Origin of the sequence: Neisseria sp. 20925_1_37, assembly GCF_041433255.1 — a bacterium.
In the GTDB taxonomy this organism is placed as follows: Bacteria; Pseudomonadota; Gammaproteobacteria; order Burkholderiales; family Neisseriaceae; genus Neisseria; species Neisseria flavescens_D.
On the sequence record NZ_JAPWBC010000008.1, the window covers coordinates 1 to 17,653 of the forward strand.

Sequence of the window (17,653 nt, forward strand, 5' to 3'; positions counted from 1 at the left end):
GGAGTGAGAGGGCCAATGGTTACGACTGTACCGGCAGGGACTGATACTTTTTCGTTGTAGCCTGGTCTGCCTGATCCTTCTATAAAAGGGGTAGGATTACTATCAATTTTAGATGTTGCAATTTCTAAAAACTTATTGGTGGTTAGTTCTTCGCTATGATTTTTTATAAATTTGTAGGATATAGCTAATGATTTTATATCACAACTAACGCCCCAGCCATTCCAGCGACATTTAGGGGAAACATTTTCATATTCTGGATAATGTTGCTTCATTAAATCTTTATGTATTTTTTCATAGTCAGATTGAACTTGCATTATTAGGAGGGATTTAGCATCTTGTGCTGATTTTCCTCCCTTTGAAAGAGCAAGCATTACGGAAGAATCTACTCCAATGCATGAATGATAGCCAGGTTGATTCCCTAACTTACCCATACATAAAGCATCATCATAAACTTTAAGATATGTATCGGCATTTTCAGAATAATGATATCCGGCTGATTCTAAAGTGGGGTTTACTAATTGATAGGCATCATAAGCATATGAAGCAGCTCCAACATATGGTAAAGCTTTTAAACCAAGTTTTGCGCCTGCTTTTACAAGGCCAAATGCGCCTGATAGTACGGCTTTTCGGGATACTCGGGCTTCTAACGTTACGGGGACAGTTGAGGCAGAGCGGAGACCGGTGGAGGCTTCACGGACATGGAGCGATTTGTCGAATCTAGACTGATACTCTTGATCAATTCCACCACCAATAATTTTCCAAGGTCTGAAACCATTTTCATTAAATTTTTCAGTCAAAGGATAGGCTAATTTACCGTTTCTAACTTGCAAATCACTAGCAAAAGATTCAAAGCTCAAACCTAATAGAAAAATTATCGTCAAAACCCGTAACATTTATTTCACCATTTCCAATAGTGAAAACTGAATTATCTTTAAATAAAACTTCAAAACATGCCTTATTGAAATTTATTCTATTAAAAAAATTCTGACATTTATCTAAAGAGAATTTTTTCAAATATCCAGTTTCTTCTAAATATGAATAAAATACAAAAGATAAAGGTTTTTCTAAATAGAATTTAGATAATTCATCTAATTCAAATTCAGTTATATAGAAAAAATCCTTTTCATTCTTTTCTAACATAATCCAAACTTTCATAACAGTTGCAGAAAGTCGGAATTATACCCTTTTTGAATATCAAAAAAATATCAGCGATGCCAAACAGACCGCACCGAATCCGTATAAAAACCAAAAGTCAATCATCTCCACCCCCTTGATTCTCTGTAACCGATTCAATCAACCGTTTTATCATTCTGAAACCGAATACAAGCACCAATAAGACTATGAACGGCGCGCCGACCAATACGCCGAATTGTATTTGTTCGGCTATGTCGCATTGCGGAAAACTCAAATTGATTTTCTGCTCGTTCAAATACCAGTCTTTGCCGTTTTTGTAAGGGCGTACAAATCTGCCATCCGCCGTTACGGTGGGTAGGACTTGAGACAATACATAATCATGCGCTTCTTCGTTCGATAAAAAGCATTGCAATCCGACGCGATACCCCATGTCCAACCCTTTCAGTTATTTAGCCGTTTTAACCATGCTAAAGGCCATGCGGAAGCCTTGCATCAACACAATAACTGATAAAACAGCAGCACCAATTGCAGACACCATCACGGCAAATTTTGCAATTTCTGCGGCAGCGGTCGTACCAATACCTGACAAATCGACGCCTTCGGCAGCAGCCAGGGCGGAAACGGTTGTCAGGGCTGTTGCAGCAATAACTTTATTGCCATATTTTTTTGCTACGTTTAAGAATTTCATAGCTTTTTCCTTTCAATAAGGGTTGATAAAAAAGTGATGCGGGTGTTTTGAGACTTACCGCAAGTCTTTTAACCGTACAGGTACCAAACCGATACAGATAAAACCAAGAGGAAAAAAACTAAACCGACCAAACTTAATTTGAATGATAGGGGTAATTTCTTATTCATTTTTAATCCTTTAATTGCGGGCTTTGTGAAGGTTTTAGAGACCGCCCGCCGAGCCTCTTAAACTTAATCTTCTTTTGTATAAAAACTGAAAATTAAAAATTCGCCACCGATTTCTTCAATCGCCGAATTGAAAGCATCTTCATAGCTTTCATATTGGCCGGCAGATTTAATGTTAGGCGTAAAGCCAATATCGCCGAATGGATCGGGATAGATGAATTCATGATTTTCAAGTTCTTGAACAATAAATTTTTGCTGATACTTACTCATGATTCAGCCTTTCTTAGGCTTTAGGTGGTACGCCTTTAACTTGGAAATCAAGCAATTTAGGAACAAGACCTTTACCTGTTGATTCCATTGCTACGGTTACATCAACCGCGCAAGGGAATTTAAGATTTTTCAGCTTGTCGAAATTATGGCTATCGCCAAATTTCATGCTTGCCGCGGTAAAGCCAACAGCATTTCCGTTTGACGGCATTGGGCTGGCTACCAAAACTGTGCAAGAATCGATTTTGTTACCGTCGATTTCGCCTTTAAATTGTTTTGCTCCCAACAGGGTTGCTGAATATGTGGTTACTTGGCTTTGCTCAAACATTTTGAATTTCCTTTACTTGTTTAAAAAATTTGAAATAATTTTCTCTTCGAGTTCAATGTCTCGAATGTGTTGTTTTTCCCTGTCTTGTGGAAATGCGGTTTCTTTTTCATCAAGCAAATCATCCATTAATGTTTGGATCTTCAAATCATCAATTGCTTTTTGCTCTTCGTGTATATACTGGATCTTTTGTGTCTGATCTCTACAATCGTATTGTTCAGGCTGTAAACCTTTGGGATAACCTTCAACGCCTTTAAGAAGCTCATCGACAATTCTTGTATCGTTCCACCCTATATCGCGGAGGAAATTAACCATCTTTCCAACCTGATTACGCGCATGAAACAGTTTGTGATCGAAAGATAGATTAACTGTTTCTGTCTTAGCATCCATCCGCTTGGCTTCTGTTTTAAATATAGCCGAACATATCGGATAAGCACCGCCAAGATACGAACCGGGATAAAGCAAAACATCTAAGGGAATTTCTATATCTCCTGCCCGAAATTCAGTTTCAAACCTAACCCAAGGACTGTTGACATCGCCAAATTGTTTTCCTTTTTCATAAACGCGAGTGAATTTAGAATTTCCGCGTTTGCCTACATAAAAAGTTTTGCCGCTACCATCATCATTGCGCCATTCAGTACCCCGGCATTCGCTTTTAGGCCTCATGTTATGAACGTCAAAATGACCGTTATCATGATCAAATAATGCCTGATCGGGTGTGTATTCGCCGTTAAAGAAATCATGGGCTACATCGACACGGGTTATTTTCGGGCGGACGCATTTACTTAAGAATTCATGTAGACGGTTTTCCCAACCGGGTATAGCAGCCTGACAACCTGTACCATTCAATTCAACTAGCATTGTTTCACGCTGACCTCCATAATGAACCTTGCCATATTCGACGTTATCCGGGCCTAGTTGGTAACAGCTTTTATAGAAAAACTTGCCTTTGAAAGGTAGTTTTTGGGTAATACCAAAACCTAAAATTTCTTCTAACAGCTCGCTATACTTCACAACAAATTCTGTATCGGATACCAATCCTTTGCCTGTTACTTTCGGCAAACTTTCTTCGTGAATCGTAAAAGTGATTTGGTCAATAAATGCGCCGTCATCCCTGCCACGTCTTAACGGTATTTCAATGAATTTGCCTTTCCCATCCGATACGAAATGGCTGAAATATTCAAACTCAAAATCTTGGTTATCCGATTTTTCCGCACCCTTCGGATTAGGGGTTTTATTTTGGTCCCCCCCTATTAGCCTAGGGGGGGAGCCTTCGGCGGTTGTCGCAGCCTTGCCGTCCGCTGACGCGTCCGCCATATCCGCGACCACCGCCACGGCTTTATCTTCCCAAGCTTTCACGGTTGTATTCCTTATCCATCAGTTGTTTTACAAACAATCTGCCGCATTCATGCGCTTCGTTTTCGGTTTTTTGTTTCAAAGTCGGATTGCGGATAGGGAAACAAACTGTTTTGATGCATTGGGATTCATTGTCTTTATCCCCGAACACTTTCAAAATGTATGCTTTCGGGAAATATAAGGGTTCGGGATTGACGGTATAGAAAATAAACATGATTAAGCCCCTTCACTGGCTGGAGTTAAGGGGCTTTACAAGAATTAAAAATATGCGCCCCTGATGGAACGCAATATATAAGGCCGTCTGAATGCTTGAAACTCAGACGGCCTTTAATGTTTTGTCTTAGAACAACGAGGCCAACCAAACAAACAGGATGGTCAGTGCAATGGTCAAGGCACAGCCGATTTTGGCCACGGTGCCGATGATGAAGCCGATAAACGTACCGATACCGACTTTGCCTGCCTGCCAAGTGTCTTTGCGTGCGATAAATTCACCGATGGCCGCGCCTGCCAACGGGCCGAGCAACAGGCCGGGAATGGAGAAGAATGCGCCGACGATGCCGCCGATAAACGCGCCCCAAACCGCGGTTTTACTTGCGCCGGTATATTTTGCACCCAATGCCCCCGCCACATAGTCCATTGCAGTACCGAAGACGGCAACAATGGCCAAAAAGGTCAGCGTACCCGAGCCAAACACTTGATAATCGCCGGCATAACCCAACAGCCATGCGCCACCAAACATCAAACCCAATCCGGGCAGGGCGGGATAAATAGTGCCTAAGATGCCGACGACAATGGCAATCAAGCCGAGAACGATGAGAACAGCAGTCATGAGGTTCCTTTTGAATGTAAGAGTGTAATAACGGCAGTATTATGGGCACGTTTTGTTATATTTTCATGAGAGATTGTGCAATAAAATGAAAAATTATCCGGAGGCGTGCTCAATTAAAATCGATGGATAAATATCTGAGCGAATTATTGTGAATCACGCTCTGAATGATTGAATAAATTTCTATTCAAATATAAAAGCAGGCCTACCAATACGGCCAAGTACACTGCAACCCAATACGCATCTGTATAACCAATAGCCTTTGCCAGCCGCAGGGCGGCGAAACCGGCCGCGTAACTGCCGAGCAGGACGATGGAAAATTGCAGACTGCTGTCGAGTGCGGCGGTGGCGCGGTCTGATTTGTCCATCACAAACGCCAGTATCACCGGCAGCAGCAGCGTGTAGCTCAGGCTCAGGGCGATGATTTGCGCGGGGGGCAGCCAAGGGTGGACACGTGCGAGCGTATCGATGGCGGTCATGGATGCCAAAAGCGGCAGTTGCAGCGCGTAGAGCAGGAACACGAGTTTGCGGCGCGGATAATTGCGCGAAAACCAGCCCGACAGCGGCGTCACAATCAGGCAGGCAACAGGAATACCTACCGCCAAAATTCCGCCCGTCTGTTTCGGGGTAAAGCCCAAATCCGCCAGCTTGGGCACAAAGGTCGCAGCCATAAACGCATACGGCGCGGCTATGGCAAACAGCAAAACCAGCCACCGCCAGTCTGTTTCAGGTTGCTGCCAAAAAGAAACCAGCCGTGCTGCCAACGCCTTCCAACTGCCTTGTGCCGTCGGGCTTTCCGGCTCGCGGTAGTATAAGATTTGCAGCAGCATCAGCAGGCTGAACGACAGCATAAAGCCGGCCGCCGCCGTCTGCCCGTATTCCTGATACAGCCACAACACCAGCGCGCCGCCGATCATCTTGCCGCCGCGCGCCGCCATCGTCTGAATTACGCCGCCGAAGCCGCGTTCGCGGTGTGGCAGGACGATGCACGACAAACCCAGCATCGCGCAGCCGTACACTGCCGACATGGCCGAGAGCAGTACGCAGCAGGCCAGAAGAAACGGGAAGTTCTGCGTGATGTCGGTACAGGCCATCAACCCGAACACCGCCGAAAGCCCCAGCGTCGCCGTCAGCAGCCAGCCGCGAAACCGTCCGAACCGCCACGCCGGCCGCCGCTCCATCAGCGCGGCAAACAATACCTTCGCCGCTTCGATTCCGCCGATTAAATGTATCCAGCTCAGTTGGTTTAGGCTGTAACCGTGATTTTTCAAAATAGCCACCAGCGCGACCAGATAAAAACCGGTCAGCGTGAATTTGTAGGTGCTGCCGCCGATAAGCAGCAGCCAGTCGCGTGAGTTTGGGGAAGTCTGATTGTCGGACATCACATGATTCTTTTGAAGATGAGGCGAATAAAGGGACAAGGCCGTCTGAACATATTGGGTGACAATACTTGATTTGTATTTAAATAGGTTTAGTATTTTTTCAGACGGCCTTCAACGCTTCTTCTGCGCGAAGCAGGGCGGTTGTTTCATCTGCTTCGACGATGTAGTTCACGCCCAATGCAGGGCCGAGTTTGGACGATTGTTCGCGGAAAAACGCCAGTTGCGCCGCGTCGGGTTCGATAAGGAGCATGGCGGCGCAGCGTTCGGCGAGTTGCGGCCGATGTGCCTTTATCCATTCGATGTAGGTTTTGCGGTCGGCAATGCGCTGTTCGTCGCTTACCTGCCGTCGCATAGGGGTGCAGACGGTAGCAAAGCGGCGGTTTTGGTTTAACAGGATTTTGAATTCGGCCAGCCAGTCGGCGAAGTCGGCGACGTGGGTCAGGTCGGTCAGGTAGATGGTGCCTTCGGGCAGGCTTTTGGCGGGGGTGAAGTAGTGCATGGGGTTCCTTTGGGTGTTTTGGAGGAATAAACGGTAGATCGGGCATAAATGTCCGACCTATGTTTTTTCAGACGGCCTTGATCATTTCAGTTTCATTTAAAACTTCCATTCCGCGCTCACGCCCACGCTTCTGGGGCGTTGGTAGAGTGCGTCTTGGCGGTCGGCGCTGGAGATGAATATGGGTCGGCGGCGGTTGAACACGTTGTCGGCGTAGAGCGAGACGCGGCCTTGTTTGAAGTTGTAGGCGGTGTAGAGGTTGACTTGGTTGTATGCGCCGATTTTGCCTGATTCGGCATTGTCGGCGGCGGAGTAGTAGCCGCCGTAGAAGCGCACGTCGCCGCCGGCTTCCCAGCCTTTGTCGTTCAGGTATTTCACGCCGATGTTGGCGGTGTATTTGGGCGCGCGGCCGAGTTTGTTGCCTTCGATGCCGCTGTCGGGATAGCTTTTGATTTTGGTGTTGAGCAGCCCCAGTCCGGTGGTGAGTTTCAGGCTGTCGGTTGCCTGCCAGTCGGCGGCGAGTTCTGCGCCGTAGGTGTGGACTTTTTTGGCGTTGCGGATGACGACGGAGTTGGTGCCGAGATAGAAGGGGAGCTGCATGTCGCGGTAGTGGTTCAGGAACAGGTTGCCGGTGAGTTGCAGGCGGCGGTCTGCGCTGCGCCAGCGGGTGTACCACTCGTAGTTGTTCACATATTCGGGTTCATAAGTGTAGGTTACGACGGGGCGGCCGAAGGTGATGCCCGCGCCGCCGGGGTTGTAGCCGCGCGCGGCTTTGATGCCGCTGACCCATTGGTCGGTGGGTTTGAAGGCGATGTCGATTTTGGGCAGGAACACGGTCTGGCCTTTGTCTAAATCAAGGTGCAGCGCGCCGCTGCCGCCGCTTCGTTTGTGCGTTTCTTTTTCAATGCGGGCGGCGGCCGTGATGTCCCATTTTTCGCTGGGGCTGTATGTGGTTTCGGCAAACAGGGCGCGCACGCTGTTGCGGTCGTCAAAGGTGTTGCGGCCGCCGACGCTGCGGATATCTACCCATTCGTCTTGTTTGCTGCGGAAGTAGTGCAGTCCGGCAAGGCCTTTCAGACGGCCTTTGTTTGAAAAATGCAATACCGGCTCCCATTGCAGTTCGCGGCCTTTGAGTTCGGCGGGAACGCCTTGCGGGCTGACGGTCATCGGCAGGTGCAGCCGCTCGTTGTGGTAGCGGCCGTAAACCAGTTTGTTTTCCAGTTTCAGATAGTCGTTAAGCTGCCACGATACGTCCCAGATGCCCGATGTCGAGCCGGTTACGAACACGGGCTTTTCTTTTAAAAAACGGCGGCTGGCGGTGTTGCCCATGATTTCGTTTTGCGGCGCGCGCGAACGGATGTGGTTCAGCGTCAGGCGGCTGTAAAAATCGGGGTGGTTTTCGGGTGTGAGCAGGAGTTTGAAGCGTACGTTGGTGTTTTCCACGCGGCGCGGGTTGCCGGTCGGCTCGTAGGACACGAACGGTTCGTAGCTTTCGCGCTGCTGCCGCTCCGCGCTCAGGCGGAAGGCAAGGTTGTTTTTCACAATTGGGCCGGACACTACGCCGGCAACATTACGCGTTTTCTGGTTGCCTAAACCCAAGCGCAGCGCGCCTTCCCATTCGTCGGTCGGGTCTTTGGAACGCATCACCACCGCGCCAGCCACCGCGTTCTGCCCGCGCACATGGCTTTGCGGCCCGCGCAAGATTTCCACCTGCTGCATGTCCCACAGCGACTGCGTGCCGAAGGCGTATTCGTTGTAAGTGGCGGAGCGGCCGTCTATGGACAGGTTCAGGCGCGGCCGCGTGCCCGCGAAAAACGCCACCGCGCCGACGGCGGGGCCGGAACCGTCCACGCCGCGCACGGTCGGCAAATCGTTGCCGCTGCCCAAGTCCACTGTGTTCACGGTCTGTTTGAGTAGGTCGGTTGCGGAAAGGTTGTGGCCGCTGCGGTCGATGTTCGGCGTGGTGAAAACGCGGTTGGACGTGGCGGTTTCAAAGCCGCTGCGGTTGGTGCGTTCGCCGGTGACGACGACTTCTTCCAACTGCACCTGTTCCGCGTCTTGCGCCGCATCGGCGGCATAAATCCATTCGGAGGCAAAGGCGGCGGCAAGCAGCAGCGGCAGGCGGCGGAGGGTAGGTTTCTGCATTTCCTTATCCTTTCAGACGACATACGTCGGAGCGGATTGAACATCAGACAATCCAACCGCTCCGTCCGTATGCAAATATTTGTTGTTTACACATTTACATAAAACAAACTATTAATGTAAAGTATAAGAAATAAGAAACAGGAATGCAAGTGTTTATCATTCACTTTACTTCCCCTCTTATCTTGTGAATCGTCCAAAAAAATCCCTCTCCTATTTGGGGGGAGAAGGTTGGAGGAGGGAGATTCTGTAATCTTCATGAATTTGGCCTGCTAAGCATCCGACAGTCCTCATCCGTAGGGGGAGCAGAGGGACAAGGAAAGAGGCCGTCTGAAAGCCGTTATATTGCCATTGCCGCCGTGGGGAAATATGATGAGTATCCGACTTGCGGATAACTTTAATGAAAAACCTTTATGAACAAAATCAAAATCTTCTTACCGTCATGACCGCCAGCAAACAACAAACCATCGCCGATACCGCCCGCCGCCTATTCCGCGAACATGGCTTTTCCACCGTATCCGTAGGCAGTATCTGCGCCGAGGCCAGCATCAGCCGCGTTACTTTTTACAAATATTACAGCGGTAAAAACGCACTCTTGCAGGAAATTGTTACCGAGCAGAAAAACCGCGTTCGTGCCGAATTTGAAAATCTGCTTGCACGGCAATGCAGCCTGCGCGAAGCCGCCGAGGCTGTGTTTGCCCTGCAAAAACAATCGTTTGAAGAACTTTATTCCGCCGCTTTCCTGCGCGACATTGAAGAGAACATCGATTTGGAGCTGGAGCGGTTTTTCCACGAATTGAACGAAGAAAAATACGCCTTTATGCGCGGATTCTTCCATGCTCTGCAACAACGCCGCCTGATTCAGCCCGATTTGCCGGTGGAACTCATCGACCTGTTCATCCGTCAGGCGGATATATTGATGCGCCATCCTCAACTGACCGCGCTTTATGCCGCCGCGCCGCAAAAGTTGCCGCAAGACGTATTGAGATTGCTGCTGCACGGTTTGTCAGGGAAAGAATAGATAAAAAAGAATAGAAGAATTTTAAATATGAATATTCAGACGGCCTTTCAGTAAATAGCTACTGAAAGGCCGTCTGAATGTCTAAACGCGGTTACATACCGCAGGTTTTGGGTTTGTTTGCCAAAATATTGATGACTTTGCGTTCGGCTTTTTGTGGTTCGATTTTGATTTCGCTTTCGTCTTCTTCGCTGCCGTCGGAGAAACGTTCCGGCATTTTTTCACTATCAAACGCCAAGTCGCCGCCGTGTTTCAGGCTTTGACCACGCTCCAAGCCGACAAAGTCGAAAAGTTCGGTATCGGCCAAATGCGATGGAACGACGTTTTGCAGGGCGGAGAACATGGATTCAATACGGCCGGGGAAGCGTTTGTCCCAATCGCGCAACATGTCACCGATGACTTGACGTTGCAGGTTGGGCTGAGAGCCGCAGAGGTTGCATGGAATAATTGGGAATTGCTTCAGCTCGGCGTATTTGATCAAGTCCTTCTCTTTGACATACGCCAGAGGACGGATGACGATGTGTTCGCTGTTGTCGCTCACCAATTTAGGCGGCATAGCTTTGAGTTTGCCGCCGTAAAACATATTCAGGAACATGGTGGCGAGGATGTCGTCGCGGTGGTGTCCCAAGGCGATTTTGGTGCAGCCCAATTCTTTTGCGGTGCGGTAGAGGATGCCGCGGCGCAGGCGGCTGCACAGCGAACAAGTCGTTTTGCCTTCGTCCAATACGCGTTTAACGGTGGAGTAAGTGTCTTCTTCAACGATTTTGTAGGGAACGCCGATGCTTTCGAGATAGGTCGGCAATACTTCTTCAGGGAAGCCCGGCTGTTTTTGGTCGAGATTGACGGCGACCAGTTCAAAATCAATCGGCGCGTTGGCTTGAAGCTGGCGCAGGATGTCTAAAAGGGCGTAGCTGTCTTTGCCGCCTGAGAGGCAGACCATGATTTTGTCGCCCGGCTCGATCATGTTGAAATCGTTAATCGCATCGCCGACGGCGTGGCGCAGGCGTTTGCTGAGTTTGTTGTTTTCTAATTCTTGCTTGGTTTTTTTGGACATGGCTGTTTGTGCTTTGAAATAATAGAAAAATTTAAGGGCGGTATTGTACCGCAAAAGAATAAAGGCCGTCTGAAAAACTGCGCCTGCTTGGTTGAAGCGGCGTTTTCAGACGGCCTGATATTTGTGCTTTATTTGATTTGAAGGGCGGTGATTTTGATTTCAACCTTCCAATCGGGCGAAGCCAGTTTCGCTTCCACGCAGGCGCGGGCCGGAGCGCGTTCAGGGGCTGTCCATGCGTCCCAGGCTTCGTTCATGGCGGCGTAGTCGTTCATATCGGGCAGATAGATGGTGGCTTCCAAAATATGGGCTTTGTCGGATTGGCATTGGGCGAGCCATGAATCGATTTGTGCCAAAACGTTTTCAGTTTGCGCTTTGGCGTCGGCTTCAGGATTTTCGGGAACCATGCCGGAGAGGAAAACCAAGCCGTTGGCTACGACGGCTTCTGAATAGCGTTTGCTTGTACCAAGATAGCGGATGTCCATGTTGTCTCCTGATTTCAAAAAGAAGGTATGGTAACATTGCGACTGTTTACGTTCCATATTTAAGAGGGGTCGTCTGAAAAAGGATGGCGGAAAACAACCCATGAGTAAAGCAGAATATCCGGTTACGCAGGCGGTGCGCTTTTTACGCAGTAAAAAAATCGATTTTGTCCCTTATGTTTACGCGTATGAAGAACACGGCGGTACGGCGCGTTTTGCCGAATGTACGGGCAAGCCCGAGCATCAAGTCATCAAAACGATCGTCTTGCAGGATGAGCATAAAAAAGGCTTGGTTGTTTTAATGCATGGCGACAAACATATTTCCACCCGCAATCTGGCGCGCGAACTGGGCTTGAAACACATCGAGCCGGCAACGGCGGATCAGGCGGCGAAATGGACGGGCTATTTGGTCGGCGGTACGTCGCCATTCGGTATGAAAACCGCGTTGCCGGTTTATGTGGAAGAAAGCATTTGGGCTTTGGACGAGATTTTTATCAATGGCGGCAAACGCGGGTTTATCGTGGGTATGAAACCTGAAAACCTGCGTACGCTCAACCCGCAAGATGTTCATGTTGCAGTGGATGCATAAAGGATAGGAATAAAGATGGAACAATTAAATTTATACGAAATCTTGGGTGTGTCTCAGGATGCTGATATCAACGTTATCCGCGAGGCTTACGGCAAATTGGTTGCCAATCCGGATATTCAGAAAGATGCGGAGCGTTTCAAAGCCATTGGACAGGCGTTTGAAGTATTGTCTCATCCGGAAAAACGTCTGGCTTATGATGCAGCGATGCAGTACGAGCCTCAGGAAGTCCAAGACAACGGCTTCAATAATACGGTGGTCAATCATACGGAAAACCATAATACAGGGAACAATAATACGGAGGCCAATATGGTCAATACGTCTAATTCTGAAGTGAAAAACTATGTTTTTATCGCCTATATTACCTATGCGTTGGGCCTGTTTATCTGGTTTGCACCCGTTGTCGGTGTGATTTTGGCATATGTCAAACGCGATGAGGCGCAAGGCAGTATTTATGCCAGCCATATTGATTATCTGATTAAGACATTTTGGGTTTCGTTGGTGGGTATGCTTTTCGGGATGTTGACCATACTTATCTTAATCGGTTGGCTGATTTTGGTGGCAACCGGTATTTGGCTCATTTATCGCGTAGTCGTCGGACTGATTAAACTGAATGAAGATAAGCCTGTTCCTACTCAAGGATGGTTCTAAAGCATGGCATATTTATTGGCAAGTATCGTTTGCAGCGTGTTGGTTTCCGTATTGCTGAAAGTGGCGCGCAAGCAAAAAATCAATATTGAGCAGGCGGTGGCGGTGAACTATATCGTTGCCGTTACTTTGACCATGCTGGTGTTAAAACCCGATTTGAGTAATCCGCAGGTGTTTTTACCGACTTGGTGGCTCTTTGCAGCTTTGGGTATCTTGTTGCCAAGCGTGTTTGTCATTATGGGTAAATCCGTCGATGCGGCAGGTATCGTCAAGTCGGACGCGGCACAACGCTTATCGCTGTTTTTGCCCATTATCGCTTCATTCACACTTTTTCATGAACAACTGACCGAAGGCCGTCTGATTGGTTTGGTATTGGCATTTACAGCATTGTTTTTCTTGCTTTGGAAAAGCGATGGCGGTAAGAAATCCGGCGGTCTCAGCACGCAAGTGATGCTGCTTTTGGGCGTTTGGTGCGGCTATGGCGTCATTGATATTTTGTTTAAGCAAGTGGCAAAAAGCGGTACCGCGTTTGCCGGCAATTTGCTGGTGGCATTTTGTTTGGCCGGTATCTTGATGTTTGGCTATCTGTTTGCCAAAGGAAGCAAATGGACTAAAGAGGGTATAGTGGGCGGTATGATTTTAGGCTGCCTGAACTTTTTGAATATTGTTACCTACATCTCGGCACACCAAATCATGAAGGATAATCCGACCTTGGTGTTTGCCGGTATGAACATCGGCGTGATTGTTTTGGGTACGCTGATTGGTGCGGCAATATTTAAAGAAAAAATCAGCAGCATTAATGCAGCCGGTATTAGCATTGCTATTTGCTCGATAGCCTGCCTGTTTTATTGGCCGCAGATTCGCAGCTTGGTAGGTTAAAAAATACTCAGGCCGTCTGAAAGTTTTCAGACGGCCTTATTTTTATTATAAAATAGCCATTCATGCGCTGATTTGGCCGTATGGAAATTATTTTGCGCTTACGGGCATTTCTATGTTAAACAAAGAAGTTGAACTCACACAATAATATCGATAGTTACATCATGAAACATATTAAAAAACACATTCAATGCGCCGTTCTTGGCATGTTGGTATTGTCCGGCTGTCAATCGTATCAGGAAGATCAAAGCCGTCGCAGTAAAATGGCTCAATTCGCGCTTAACCATCCCGTAGCCGCCCAAGTTATCGGCATGGAAGACGAAGGCTTAATCAATATGACCAGTAATGCCACACGCTTTGCCGAGCGTACAGGTTTGGACGACAAAGCAAACGGCGACAGCAGGGGAACACAGGTCAATGCCGTACGCCAAGCATTGTGGCAGGCAGCGATTGCTTCTAAATTCGACAGCATTATTGCAGAAAAAGCAGGTAATGCGCGTTTGACAGATATGGAGTTGCGAGAAGGTAAAGACGACTACTTCAGCCGCTACCTTGCCGACCAAGCGGTCGATCAACGCAACAACCGTATCGGCCGCAGTATCGGCAGTGCCAAACCCGATAGCGATATGAAGACGCTGGCGGCAAGCATTTTGTTCTACTACAACAAAGTAGGCTTATGGACGGCTTCCGAAGTGAACAACCGTTGGCGCATCAAACAGGAAAAACTTTCAGACGGCCAGTATGCCGAGGCATTGAAAAATATCGCCAAATTGGATCAAAACGGTATGACCGAACAGGAACGTAATAGTTATAAAACCGGTACGCTCAGCGAAATCAAACGTTCGGTCAAAGCCATACGTCAAGTCGAAGACTGATTTTAAGACTTCATTATTGAAAGGCAATTGTTATGAATTTCCCTCCGCGTTATGTCTCAAACACCCGTATGCGCCGTATGCGTAAAGATGATTTTTCACGTCGTCTGATGCGCGAGCATACTTTGACGGCAGATGATTTGATCTATCCGGTTTTTGTATTGGAAGGCCTGAATCAGGAAGAGGCAGTGCCATCCATGCCCGGCGTCAAACGCCAAAGTTTGGACAAGTTGTTGTTTACCGCTGAAGAAGCACTGAAGCTCGGCATTCCTATGCTGGCTTTGTTTCCCGTGGTAACGCAAAACAAAACCGAGTTTGCGGAGGAAGCTTATAATCCTGAAGGCTTGGTGCCGACAGTAGTACGAACCCTGCGCGAGAAATTCCCAGAGCTGGGTATCATGACCGACGTTGCCTTGGATCCCTACACCATTCACGGCCAAGACGGTTTAACCGATGAAAATGGCTATGTCTTGAACGATGAAACCATTGAAGTTTTGGTAAAACAGGCTTTGTGTCATGCCGATGCAGGCGCACAAGTCATTGCCCCATCCGACATGATGGACGGACGTATTCTTGCCATCCGTGAAGCCTTAGAAGATGCCGGACACATCCATACGCGCATCATGGCGTATTCGGCAAAATATGCTTCAGCGTTCTACGGCCCGTTTCGCGATGCCGTCGGCAGCTCCGGCAATTTGGGTAAGGCAGACAAGAAAACCTACCAAATGGATCCAGCAAACACTAACGAAGCCTTGCACGAAGTAGCATTGGATATTCAAGAGGGCGCAGACATGGTAATGGTAAAACCGGGTCTGCCGTATCTGGATGTCGTCCGCCGAGTTAAAGACGAGTTCGGCGTACCGACTTATGCTTACCAAGTTTCCGGTGAATATGCCATGCTTCAGGCAGCCATTCAAAACGGTTGGCTGGATGGCGAAAAAACCATTTTGGAAAGCTTGTTGGCATTCAAACGTGCCGGCGCCGATGGCATTTTGACTTACTATGCGATTGAAGCGGCAAAATTGTTGAAGAAGTAAAATAAAGAAATAAATTAAAAAGCGGCAAACAGTGTTTATCCTGTTTAGCCGCTTTTTTGTATTACTTAAAATTAGCTCAATGGGAGCCGCTACTAAAGTATATTTTTTGAAAATCTAAAGAGTTTTGTATAAATAAAGGCCGTCTGAAAAACAGTTACCTGATTTTTCAGACGGCCTTATATGATTTAAACCTTAGTGGTGGCTACACCCGCCGTGGGTTTCACGCAAAGCTTCGGCTGCTTGTTCGTCTGCGTGGTAGCTGGAACGAACCATTGCGCCGATGGCGGCATTGGTAAAGCCCAATTCGTATGCTTCTTTTTCAAAAACTTTGAATTGGTCGGGCGTTACATAGCGCAAGACGGGCAAGTGGCCGTCTGAAGGTTGCAGATATTGGCCGATGGTAATCATCTCGATATTGTTGGCACGCATATCGCGCATTATTTCGCGTACGTCCTCGTCTGTTTCGCCCAAGCCGACCATGATGCCGGACTTGGTCGGGATATGGGGCATCATTTCTTTGTAGCGGCGCAGAAGCTCGAGGGAGTGTTGGTAATTGGCACCCGGACGGGCTTTTTTATACAGGCTTGGATGGGTTTCCAAGTTGTGGTTCATCACGTCGGGCGGTGTTTCTGCCAAGATTTCCAGTGCGATGTCCAGACGGCCGCGGAAATCGGGAACAAGGATTTCGATTTTGGTATTCGGGCTAGTTTCGCGGATGGCTTTGATGCAGTCGGCGAAGTGTTGGGCGCCGCCATCACGCAGGTCGTCACGGTCGACGGAAGTAATCACGACATAGCGCAGGTTCATGGACTTTACGGATTCAGCCAAGTGTTTAGGCTCGTCAGGATCCAACATATTGGGGCGGCCATGGCCAACGTCGCAGAACGGGCAGCGGCGGGTACAAATATCGCCCATGATCATGAATGTGGCCGTACCCTTGGTAAAGCATTCGCTGATATTCGGACAAGATGCTTCTTCGCATACAGTATGCATTTTTTGTTCGCGAAGAATATTTTTGATTTCAAAGAATTTCTTGCCCGGTAATTTGGCGCGGATCCATTCGGGCTTTTTCAATTTTTGTTCCAATGGAACAACTTTAATCGGAATGCGTGCAGTTTTGTCTGCGCCTTTCAGTTTGATGCCGCGTTTGGGGTCGTTTTTTACTTCTTCACTCATGGTGATGTGTTCTTTCTGTCGTTATAAAGGCCGTCTGAAAAGCCGATTGCGGCCTTTATGGCCTAAGGGCTTGTGGGTTCAGAGGAGCAGTTAAAAGGTGGCGTTGGAGCTGAATATTTTCAGACGGCCTTATGCCAGCTCTTTTTGTAAATGCTTGGTCAGTTTGTCTGAAACTTCTGCCAAACTGGGTGCCGGAGAGACATAGTCGGCAATTTGGGTCATTTCCATACCGGCATAACCGCAGGGGTTGATATGGGTAAACGGACTTAAATCCATGTTCACATTAAGCGCCAAACCGTGGTAAACGGAGCCGTCTTTGATACGCAGGCCCAGGGAAGCGATTTTACGCTCGCCGACATAAACGCCGGGGCGTTTGGGATCGGCTGCTGCTTCGATGCCGTATTCTGCCAAGGTGGCGATGATGCTGTTTTCAAGTGCGGAAACGATATGGCGCACACTGGTCTTACGGCGTTTGAAATTGATCATCGTATAGACGACCAATTGACCTGGGCCGTGATAAGTAATTTGACCGCCTCTGTCAATTTGGACAACGGGAATATCGTCGCGGATGAGGAGGTGTTCGGGCTTACCGGCCAAGCCTTGAGTGAATACGGGCGGATGTTCGACCACCCATAATTCGTCTTCGGTATTTTCGTCACGCGAGGCATTAAATGCCTTCATAGCTTCGAAAGTCGGCAGGTAATCGACCAAGCCTTTGTGCACGATTTTCATTACAGCACCACTTTTACCAATTCGTGTGAAGTCAGGTCGCGGTAGATATTGTCGAGCTGCTCTTGATTTTCAACATTTACATGGACAGTCGCGCCGGTATAGTTGCCTTTGCTGCTTGGGCGCGTAGTAATGTGGTGCGGCTCGGTATCGGGAGCGTGTTTGCGCACGGTTTCCAAGATGGCGGATTCAAATTCCGGATGAACCACGCCCATGACTTTTACAGGAAAGGTGCAAGGGAATTCAATTAATGATTTTTTTTCGGTTGAGTCTGTCATGGTTTACTACCTTTTTTGGTTAGCCAGGGCCGTCTGAAAAGTTTTCAGACGGCCCAAAATCCGATATATTTTATCGTAAACGTCCATATCGGGCTATTAAAAATGATGTTTTAGAAAATA

23 protein-coding genes are annotated in these 17,653 nt (G+C 48.1%); 6 read left to right on the top strand and 17 right to left on the bottom strand.

What is annotated here, in order from left to right; all coding sequences use genetic code 11:
* From O3661_RS07445 to O3661_RS07500, 12 genes are all read right to left on the bottom strand, one after another.
* A partial coding sequence (locus O3661_RS07445; protein WP_371492879.1) for an IgG-binding virulence factor TspB family protein occupies positions 1–893 on the bottom strand: 893 nt, incomplete at its 3' end.
* Complete coding sequence (locus tag O3661_RS07450; protein WP_371492880.1) at positions 847–1,155, bottom strand: hypothetical protein; 309 nt, start codon at positions 1,153–1,155, stop codon at positions 847–849. The genes O3661_RS07445 and O3661_RS07450, both read right to left, overlap by 47 nt.
* Positions 1,156–1,252: 97 nt before the next feature.
* Positions 1,253–1,564 (bottom strand): hypothetical protein, encoded by a 312-nt coding sequence (locus O3661_RS07455; RefSeq protein WP_371492882.1) that lies wholly within the window; start codon positions 1,562–1,564, stop codon positions 1,253–1,255.
* 15 nt (positions 1,565–1,579) lie between these two features.
* The gene (locus O3661_RS07460; protein WP_371492883.1) at positions 1,580–1,822 is read right to left on the bottom strand and encodes a hypothetical protein; all 243 of its coding nucleotides are present in this window, start codon (positions 1,820–1,822) and stop codon (positions 1,580–1,582) included.
* A 230-nt stretch (positions 1,823–2,052) separates the two neighbouring features.
* Positions 2,053–2,256, bottom strand: a complete 204-nt coding sequence (locus tag O3661_RS07465) for a hypothetical protein (protein WP_063075624.1) — start codon at positions 2,254–2,256, stop codon at positions 2,053–2,055.
* Between the two features lie 13 nt (positions 2,257–2,269).
* Positions 2,270–2,581, bottom strand: coding sequence for a hypothetical protein (locus O3661_RS07470; protein WP_371492885.1), 312 nt, complete (start codon positions 2,579–2,581; stop codon positions 2,270–2,272).
* A 12-nt stretch (positions 2,582–2,593) separates the two neighbouring features.
* On the bottom strand, positions 2,594–3,895 hold the full coding sequence (locus O3661_RS07475) for a replication initiation factor domain-containing protein (protein ID WP_371492979.1): 1,302 nt from the start codon (positions 3,893–3,895) through the stop codon (positions 2,594–2,596).
* A gap of 22 nt (positions 3,896–3,917) precedes the next feature.
* The gene (locus tag O3661_RS07480; RefSeq protein ID WP_371492886.1) at positions 3,918–4,148 is read right to left on the bottom strand and encodes a hypothetical protein; all 231 of its coding nucleotides are present in this window, start codon (positions 4,146–4,148) and stop codon (positions 3,918–3,920) included.
* Positions 4,149–4,274: 126 nt separating this feature from the next.
* On the bottom strand, positions 4,275–4,763 hold the full coding sequence (locus tag O3661_RS07485; RefSeq protein ID WP_003746916.1) for a DUF456 domain-containing protein: 489 nt from the start codon (positions 4,761–4,763) through the stop codon (positions 4,275–4,277).
* Between the two features lie 143 nt (positions 4,764–4,906).
* Positions 4,907–6,142: an MFS transporter gene (locus O3661_RS07490; protein ID WP_371492887.1), complete on the bottom strand. Its 1,236-nt coding sequence runs from the start codon at positions 6,140–6,142 to the stop codon at positions 4,907–4,909.
* Positions 6,143–6,242: 100 nt separating this feature from the next.
* Complete coding sequence (locus O3661_RS07495; RefSeq protein WP_371492888.1) at positions 6,243–6,641, bottom strand: extensin; 399 nt, start codon at positions 6,639–6,641, stop codon at positions 6,243–6,245.
* A 96-nt stretch (positions 6,642–6,737) separates the two neighbouring features.
* Positions 6,738–8,783, bottom strand: coding sequence for a TonB-dependent receptor (locus tag O3661_RS07500; protein ID WP_371492890.1), 2,046 nt, complete (start codon positions 8,781–8,783; stop codon positions 6,738–6,740).
* Positions 8,784–9,180: 397 nt separating this feature from the next.
* Between O3661_RS07500 and O3661_RS07505 the strand changes: the two genes are divergently transcribed.
* Complete coding sequence (locus tag O3661_RS07505) at positions 9,181–9,801, top strand: TetR/AcrR family transcriptional regulator (protein ID WP_371492891.1); 621 nt, start codon at positions 9,181–9,183, stop codon at positions 9,799–9,801.
* Positions 9,802–9,892: 91 nt separating this feature from the next.
* Here the strand turns inward: O3661_RS07505 and ttcA are convergent, their stop codons facing one another.
* A complete protein-coding gene (gene ttcA / locus O3661_RS07510; protein WP_371492893.1) occupies positions 9,893–10,852 on the bottom strand; it encodes a tRNA 2-thiocytidine(32) synthetase TtcA in 960 nt (319 codons plus the stop codon).
* 128 nt (positions 10,853–10,980) lie between these two features.
* On the bottom strand, positions 10,981–11,334 hold the full coding sequence (locus tag O3661_RS07515; RefSeq protein WP_049349838.1) for a RidA family protein: 354 nt from the start codon (positions 11,332–11,334) through the stop codon (positions 10,981–10,983).
* Between the two features lie 100 nt (positions 11,335–11,434).
* On the opposite strand from O3661_RS07515, the gene ybaK reads away from it, so the two are divergent.
* The 5 genes from ybaK to hemB all read left to right on the top strand — a co-directional run bounded on the left by ybaK (position 11,435) and on the right by hemB (position 15,350).
* A complete protein-coding gene (ybaK, locus tag O3661_RS07520) occupies positions 11,435–11,920 on the top strand; it encodes a Cys-tRNA(Pro) deacylase (RefSeq protein WP_004519716.1) in 486 nt (161 codons plus the stop codon).
* A 15-nt stretch (positions 11,921–11,935) separates the two neighbouring features.
* The gene (locus O3661_RS07525; protein WP_371492894.1) at positions 11,936–12,568 is read left to right on the top strand and encodes a DnaJ domain-containing protein; all 633 of its coding nucleotides are present in this window, start codon (positions 11,936–11,938) and stop codon (positions 12,566–12,568) included.
* 3 nt (positions 12,569–12,571) lie between these two features.
* A complete protein-coding gene (locus tag O3661_RS07530; RefSeq protein WP_371492896.1) occupies positions 12,572–13,444 on the top strand; it encodes an EamA/RhaT family transporter in 873 nt (290 codons plus the stop codon).
* A 161-nt stretch (positions 13,445–13,605) separates the two neighbouring features.
* Positions 13,606–14,316, top strand: coding sequence for a hypothetical protein (locus tag O3661_RS07535; protein WP_070608363.1), 711 nt, complete (start codon positions 13,606–13,608; stop codon positions 14,314–14,316).
* Positions 14,317–14,348: 32 nt separating this feature from the next.
* Positions 14,349–15,350 carry a porphobilinogen synthase gene (gene hemB / locus O3661_RS07540; RefSeq protein ID WP_371492897.1) on the top strand — a complete coding sequence of 334 codons (1,002 nt, stop codon included), beginning with the start codon at positions 14,349–14,351 and terminating at the stop codon, positions 15,348–15,350.
* A 192-nt stretch (positions 15,351–15,542) separates the two neighbouring features.
* Here hemB and lipA read toward each other — a convergent pair whose 3' ends face one another.
* The 3 genes from lipA to O3661_RS07555 form a co-directional block, all read right to left on the bottom strand.
* Positions 15,543–16,526 (bottom strand): lipoyl synthase, encoded by a 984-nt coding sequence (gene lipA, locus O3661_RS07545; RefSeq protein ID WP_003683323.1) that lies wholly within the window; start codon positions 16,524–16,526, stop codon positions 15,543–15,545.
* A gap of 129 nt (positions 16,527–16,655) precedes the next feature.
* A complete protein-coding gene (gene lipB, locus O3661_RS07550) occupies positions 16,656–17,258 on the bottom strand; it encodes a lipoyl(octanoyl) transferase LipB (protein ID WP_049352317.1) in 603 nt (200 codons plus the stop codon).
* Complete coding sequence (locus tag O3661_RS07555) at positions 17,258–17,533, bottom strand: YbeD family protein (protein WP_004519710.1); 276 nt, start codon at positions 17,531–17,533, stop codon at positions 17,258–17,260. Before O3661_RS07555 ends, lipB begins: the two co-directional genes overlap by 1 nt.
* Between the last annotated feature and the right edge of the window lie 120 nt (positions 17,534–17,653).

Excerpts from the sequence above, each read along its gene's own strand:
- O3661_RS07450 (WP_371492880.1), bottom strand. The coding sequence starts at position 1,155 with ATGAAAGTTTGGATTATGTTAGAAAAGAATGAAAAGGATTTTTTCTAT.
- O3661_RS07455 (WP_371492882.1), bottom strand. The coding sequence starts at position 1,564 with ATGGGGTATCGCGTCGGATTGCAATGCTTTTTATCGAACGAAGAAGCG.
- O3661_RS07460 (WP_371492883.1), bottom strand. The coding sequence starts at position 1,822 with ATGAAATTCTTAAACGTAGCAAAAAAATATGGCAATAAAGTTATTGCT.
- O3661_RS07465 (WP_063075624.1), bottom strand. The coding sequence starts at position 2,256 with ATGAGTAAGTATCAGCAAAAATTTATTGTTCAAGAACTTGAAAATCAT.
- O3661_RS07470 (WP_371492885.1), bottom strand. The coding sequence starts at position 2,581 with ATGTTTGAGCAAAGCCAAGTAACCACATATTCAGCAACCCTGTTGGGA.
- O3661_RS07475 (WP_371492979.1), bottom strand. The coding sequence starts at position 3,895 with ATGGCGGACGCGTCAGCGGACGGCAAGGCTGCGACAACCGCCGAAGGC.
- O3661_RS07480 (WP_371492886.1), bottom strand. The coding sequence starts at position 4,148 with ATGTTTATTTTCTATACCGTCAATCCCGAACCCTTATATTTCCCGAAA.
- O3661_RS07485 (WP_003746916.1), bottom strand. The coding sequence starts at position 4,763 with ATGACTGCTGTTCTCATCGTTCTCGGCTTGATTGCCATTGTCGTCGGC.
- O3661_RS07490 (WP_371492887.1), bottom strand. The coding sequence starts at position 6,142 with ATGTCCGACAATCAGACTTCCCCAAACTCACGCGACTGGCTGCTGCTT.
- O3661_RS07495 (WP_371492888.1), bottom strand. The coding sequence starts at position 6,641 with ATGCACTACTTCACCCCCGCCAAAAGCCTGCCCGAAGGCACCATCTAC.
- O3661_RS07500 (WP_371492890.1), bottom strand. The coding sequence starts at position 8,783 with ATGCAGAAACCTACCCTCCGCCGCCTGCCGCTGCTGCTTGCCGCCGCC.
- O3661_RS07505 (WP_371492891.1), top strand. The coding sequence starts at position 9,181 with ATGAAAAACCTTTATGAACAAAATCAAAATCTTCTTACCGTCATGACC.
- ttcA (WP_371492893.1), bottom strand. The coding sequence starts at position 10,852 with ATGTCCAAAAAAACCAAGCAAGAATTAGAAAACAACAAACTCAGCAAA.
- O3661_RS07515 (WP_049349838.1), bottom strand. The coding sequence starts at position 11,334 with ATGGACATCCGCTATCTTGGTACAAGCAAACGCTATTCAGAAGCCGTC.
- ybaK (WP_004519716.1), top strand. The coding sequence starts at position 11,435 with ATGAGTAAAGCAGAATATCCGGTTACGCAGGCGGTGCGCTTTTTACGC.
- O3661_RS07525 (WP_371492894.1), top strand. The coding sequence starts at position 11,936 with ATGGAACAATTAAATTTATACGAAATCTTGGGTGTGTCTCAGGATGCT.
- O3661_RS07530 (WP_371492896.1), top strand. The coding sequence starts at position 12,572 with ATGGCATATTTATTGGCAAGTATCGTTTGCAGCGTGTTGGTTTCCGTA.
- O3661_RS07535 (WP_070608363.1), top strand. The coding sequence starts at position 13,606 with ATGAAACATATTAAAAAACACATTCAATGCGCCGTTCTTGGCATGTTG.
- hemB (WP_371492897.1), top strand. The coding sequence starts at position 14,349 with ATGAATTTCCCTCCGCGTTATGTCTCAAACACCCGTATGCGCCGTATG.
- lipA (WP_003683323.1), bottom strand. The coding sequence starts at position 16,526 with ATGAGTGAAGAAGTAAAAAACGACCCCAAACGCGGCATCAAACTGAAA.
- lipB (WP_049352317.1), bottom strand. The coding sequence starts at position 17,258 with ATGAAAATCGTGCACAAAGGCTTGGTCGATTACCTGCCGACTTTCGAA.
- O3661_RS07555 (WP_004519710.1), bottom strand. The coding sequence starts at position 17,533 with ATGACAGACTCAACCGAAAAAAAATCATTAATTGAATTCCCTTGCACC.